Origin of the sequence: Okeania sp. SIO2B9 (genome assembly GCF_010672505.1) — a bacterium.
GTDB lineage: Bacteria > Cyanobacteriota > Cyanobacteriia > Cyanobacteriales > Microcoleaceae > Okeania > Okeania hirsuta.
Genome location: NZ_JAAHGK010000468.1, coordinates 1 through 5,228, shown reverse-complemented (window position 1 = coordinate 5,228; position 5,228 = coordinate 1). Strand labels below are relative to the sequence as shown.

Genomic DNA, 5,228 nt, shown 5'->3' with positions numbered 1-5,228 from the left:
TTAAATACATTATCTTCCAGATTAAGTGGAATTAGTTCTCTAAATCAATCATTTAACTCTTATACCAATTTTATGTGAGAGTAGGTGTTAGGTCTTAGGTGTTATACCAATTTTATTTTAGGTGGCACACAATTATTTTTTCCTTCTTCCTTCTTCCTTCTTACTTCTTCTTAAAAATTTAACCACTGTATTACCATTTTTGGTGCAGGCAATAAAATCATTACCAATAAACCTAGCATTAATAATCCTAAAAAGTCGCGTTTGTCATCTAATTCACTAACATCATTCAAAGCAGGTTCATCAGCAAGAGGCATTAAAAATAAAAAGATTGCTAGAAATAAAAATTCCTGATTTATAAAAGCTAATAGTAATAACAAAAACCGAGAAATTTGACCAATAACCATACCAGTTCGTTGCCCAAACATTGCGTGTACTATATGACCGCCATCAAGTTGTCCAATAGGCATTAAATTATATGCAGTTACTACTAAACCTACATAACCTGCTACTGCTATAGGATGTAAATCTATGCCTTTGTTATAAGTTAATTCTGTACCTAATGCTAATTTACTTAATACAGCTAATAAAAAAGAAAAAGTGGGATTTAAAGAGTCTATCGATAATATTCCTGATTCCTCAGATAAAGGAACTATATTAGAGTGGGACAAACCCCAAATTAATAGTGGGATTGTAACTACTAACCCGGCAATTGGACCTGCTATACTAACGTCAAATAAAGATTTACGATTAGGTACAGGACTCTGCATCCGAATAAATGCTCCAAAAGTCCCTAAGAAAAACGGTACTGGAATGAAATATGGTAGAGTAGTACGAATTTTGTATAAATGAGCTGTTATGTAGTGGCCAAACTCATGTAATCCTAGAATCAGGATTAGAGCAACTCCATAAGGTAAACCCTGGATTAATAAATTAGGGTTAGATTGTATGGCATCTTCAGAAATACCAACTATTTCTCTAGCTCCTACTAAAGTAGTGGTGAATAAAGTTATGAGCAATAATCCTAAAGCCAAGAGTACAGGTTTTTGAGACTCCTGAGGAATCTGAGTTTCGTCATTTTTGCCACGGGGGTTAGGAACTAGAGCAAAAAAAGGTTTACCTTGAAAGCTATTTTGAAATACTACTAGGAAGCGATCGCCAAATTTTCCTTCTATATTTTCTGTTACTGTTTGATACGCTTTTTCAGGGTTTGAGCGTAACTGACCTCGACAAATAACTGCTTGAGGTCTAAATTCAAGATTCCTGAGATAGTAAACTGTCCAAGGAAAACAATTTCTCAGACTAGCTTCTTCTGTTTTATCTATTGTTAGTTTGGGTGGAGTTTGATTGAGAGTTTGAGTAGGAACTATTTTTGGTTTAGTCTGGGAATTACTATTATCTTTTGTTGATCGATCTGATTCTGATTGATTGGGTTGCTGTTGTCCCCATTGCACTAATAACCAGTATAAGTAAGGACAGAAGATAAAGGGAATGATAATTAATCCTGGTGGTAGTTGCTTTTCACCATAAATTAACATCCAAGTTGTCCATATTAAAGCTGGTGTCATCATTACTAGCCATAATATCCAGATTGGAGTGCGGGTAATTTTACTTACGCTGCGTTGTAACATGAAGTATGTCATCAACCCTAATAAAATCAATAAAAAGAGCATAATAGTTTGAGTTCAGTTTATTTTTAATCTAAGAATACTGCTTTGACACAACAGCCTTTTGTCTCTAAATCTCCCCAGTTTGTCCTAGAAAATATTTTTGCTTTTTCGCCAAATCGGGATACTTTAGGAGGAACATCTTATTTTATTGTAGATAATCAGACCAACATTCTCATTGATTGTCCTGCCAATATTGAAAATAATCAAAAGTTTCTCTCTCAACATGGAGGAGTAAAGTGGTTGTATATTACTCATCGTAGTGCTATTGGCAAGGCACAAGAGATTCAAAAAGCTTTTAACTGTGAGGTTCTGATTCAAGAACAGGAAGCGTATTTATTGCCCAACCTTAAGGTAACAACCTTTGAGCAAGAATTTAGTTTAAGTCAGAATATTACTGTTTTCTGGACGCCTGGTCATTCTCCTGGTTCGTCTTGTTTATACTACTCGGAAAATGGTGGGGTCTTATTTACAGGCCGTCATTTATTGCCTAATAGTCAAGGGCAACCTGTGCCATTGCATATTGCTAAGACTTTTCATTGGCCTAGACAACTTCAGAGTGTTAAATTTTTGATTGACAGATTTTCACAACAGACTCTACAGTACATTTGTCCTGGTGCTAATACTGGTGCTTTGAGGGGTAAGCGAGTAATTGAGTCAGCTTATGATAAGTTGACATCTTTGGATTTAGAAGTTTTTTCTGAGGTTAAACCATAACTTTTAATCGGTTGCTCGGATCTGTTCTATTACCGAATAATTAAGGTTTAAAGCTTCTCCTTTAAAGTAGCAGTCAGCACTCAGCTATCAGCAGTCAGCTTTTCAAGGTGTATAATGGGGGATTCAAACCCCCATAAAAGGTGCACCACTAATTTTTTCAAATAAGCGTGGGGGACTTAAACCCTCGAATTTTTAGCGCTCCAGCTAAATGCTATTTGCGGAGCATTCCGTAAGGAAAAGCTGATAGCTAGTTAAAGGGGAAAAAAGCCGTCGTTAGCGTAGCTTCCCGCAGGGTGGGATGGCTAGGTCTCCTCGACATATCCAATCGACCAAGAGAAGAAAAAATTTTCACGCTCCGCGTCAATCTTCTTCTTTTCAAGGAGAGGTAATTGTTAATTATTAATTGTTTAACAGTTGCTCGTCATTAGGTAGGAAAAAAGCTTGATCTAGCAACCTTTTAGCAATTAGCAATTCCAAAAATTTGTAAATATATAGCACTACGTCTTTTGATTAGGAAAGTAAATTTGGGTTTTAAGGGAACAGGGAACAGGGAACGGAGGAATGTCAAGAGGGTATTTGTGTATAGCTATACCAATTTGTCTCCCTGTAGTATCTAAATATATTTTTAGTAGTAAAATAGCCCATAATAACTTACATAAGCTTATTTTTACACAAAATTTTGGTTTGCTCAATTTTAGTATCAGATTTTTTTGAGGAGTTAGTTACCTGAGTTGGTAAAATTAAGACTTATGTATCTAAAGAATTAAAAATTAGAATAGCTTATGGCAACTGTTTCTGCTTATCCTAATGCCCCAGATTTATCTACTGATGACTATTTGGTTATTGGCTTGGCAACCTGCTTTATCAAGGAAGATGGTGAAATTTCTCAAGTAAAAGTTGTTGAACCAATACCCTCAGCAGCTCTCGAAGCTATTGTTAAAGGAATTCCTACTTCATATCAAATGGCTTGTGGGACAACTTTGGGTGCAGTTTTATCTGGGGACACACCTCTACTACCTCAAGATTTTCCTCCGGAAGCTCAATTCTCTGATAATTTTGCCTCAAGAGCGATCGCTACTACTCGTACATATAAAATTCACCCAGAAGTTAAATCTTTAGTTCCTCTGGGCACTCGTCGTGATGATTTGAATTATTCTTTGGAGCGTAAACGGATACTAAATGCTGAAAATATTGTTAGTTCAGAAGACAATGTGAAGCAACATGAATATACTCACAAAGTTCTTTAATATTTCTGTTGATTTACTTAGGGAAAATTGTAGAAGTTACAGTTCTGAAAAATTAGGTATATAGCCGTGCTAAAACTTTATGGTAGCGCTCGTAGTCGAGCATCAATTGTTCTCTGGTATCTTGAAGAAATAGAGGCTGATTATGAATTTATTAATCTCGATATGCAGTCAGAAGAGCATCTCAAATCAGATTTTTTAGAGATTAATCCGATGGGAAAAGTTCCTGCTATTGTTGATAGAGAATTTAAACTTTGGGAGTCAGGAGCTATTCTGTTATATATTGCAGAAAAATATGGCAAAATGCCTGATTCTTTAGAACAGAAAGCTGAAATTTTTCAGTGGGTATTGTTTGCTAATTCTACTCTCGGAACGGGAATTTTTGTAGAGGCAAGTCGTGAAAAGGAAACTCCTCGTTTATTAACTCCATTGAATAAAATTTTTGAGATTCAACCTTATTTAATGGGTGAAGAATTCAATGTGGCAGATGTAGCAGTCGGTTCAATTTTAGCCTATATGTCCCATGATGTTAAAGTTGGATTTAAGTTCTTATCCTAATGTTTTGACTTATATTAAACGTATATCTGAAAGACCTGCTTTCCAAAAGACAATTGGTAATCGATCTTAGATTTATCTAAGTTTTTTTTACCCACGATAATCAAATAATTTTCAAGTAAGAAGTATAGCAAAAGGAAGAAGGAATAAGGAAGAAGAAGGAACCGAAGTTGGAAAATATTACCGAAAAATTGTGGTTTAAAGCCTCCCATTTTAAGGGTATAAAAAGAAAAAAAATCCTTTTGACCAATCCTCTTATTTATAATAACAGGTAATTCTTAATTCTCAATTCTTAATTCTCAATTCTTGAAGTTGTCTGAGTTTATAGCTATCAATATGTCCTAACCTTTCCTTTGACTGCTATAAGTAGAAATAAAGACATATAACAATTAGGAATCAGATGTGATAATTTTATTGCTTTGGTATTTCCCATTCCCTGTTCCCTGTTCCCTATTCCCTAAAAATCTACAATAATCTCACAACTCAAATAAGAGCGCTATAAATCAAGAAAAATAATCAGTGTTGCATATTAAATTGATAATTAGTAATAGCTAATTTTCAAGAAGCAATTAATTATTCCCTAAAAGTCGTTTTATCCTCCTACAATGCAACACCGATTTAGCTTATATTCCCATGATGCTAAAGTTGAATTTAAGTTCTTATCCTCATGTTTTGACTTATATTAAACGTATATCTGAAAGACCTGCTTTCCAAAAGACAATTGGTAATCGATCTTAGATTTATCTAAGTTTTTTTACTAACGATAATTAAATAATTTTCAAGCAAGAAGTATAGCAGAAGGAAGAAGGAATAAGGAAAGACTGAAGTTGGAAAAATCTTACGTTATCTGAGTTTTAAGCTGTGGATATGTATTAACCTTTCCTTCGACTGCTATAGACAGAAAAAAGACATATAGCAATCAAGAATCAGATGTGATAATTTTATGGCTTCGGTATTTCCCATTCTCTAAAAATCTAGAATATCTCACAACTCAAATAAGAGCGCTATAAATCAAGAAAAATAATCAGTGTTGCATATTAAATTGATA

Annotated in this window: 4 protein-coding genes; 3 read left to right on the top strand and 1 reads right to left on the bottom strand. The window is 34.4% G+C overall.

What is annotated here, in order from left to right:
- Nucleotides 1–170: 170 nt before the first annotated feature.
- Complete coding sequence (locus F6K13_RS17045; protein ID WP_124154118.1) at nt 171–1,670, bottom strand: site-2 protease family protein; 1,500 nt, start codon at nt 1,668–1,670, stop codon at nt 171–173.
- A gap of 42 nt (nt 1,671–1,712) precedes the next feature.
- Between F6K13_RS17045 and F6K13_RS17040 the strand changes: the two genes are divergently transcribed.
- The 3 genes from F6K13_RS17040 to F6K13_RS17030 all read left to right on the top strand — a co-directional run bounded on the left by F6K13_RS17040 (nt 1,713) and on the right by F6K13_RS17030 (nt 4,183).
- Complete coding sequence (locus tag F6K13_RS17040) at nt 1,713–2,381, top strand: MBL fold metallo-hydrolase (RefSeq protein WP_287241428.1); 669 nt, start codon at nt 1,713–1,715, stop codon at nt 2,379–2,381.
- Between the two features lie 782 nt (nt 2,382–3,163).
- Nucleotides 3,164–3,628, top strand: a complete 465-nt coding sequence (locus tag F6K13_RS17035; RefSeq protein ID WP_287241430.1) for a hypothetical protein — start codon at nt 3,164–3,166, stop codon at nt 3,626–3,628.
- A gap of 66 nt (nt 3,629–3,694) precedes the next feature.
- Entirely contained in the window at nt 3,695–4,183 is a 489-nt protein-coding gene (locus tag F6K13_RS17030; protein WP_353735679.1) for a glutathione S-transferase N-terminal domain-containing protein, read from the top strand.
- The last annotated feature ends 1,045 nt before the right edge of the window (nt 4,184–5,228 follow it).

What these genes read in the sequence shown, in the direction of transcription:
- F6K13_RS17045 (WP_124154118.1), bottom strand. Translation starts at nt 1,670, where the DNA reads ATGCTCTTTTTATTGATTTTATTAGGGTTGATGACATACTTCATGTTA.
- F6K13_RS17035 (WP_287241430.1), top strand. Translation starts at nt 3,164, where the DNA reads ATGGCAACTGTTTCTGCTTATCCTAATGCCCCAGATTTATCTACTGAT.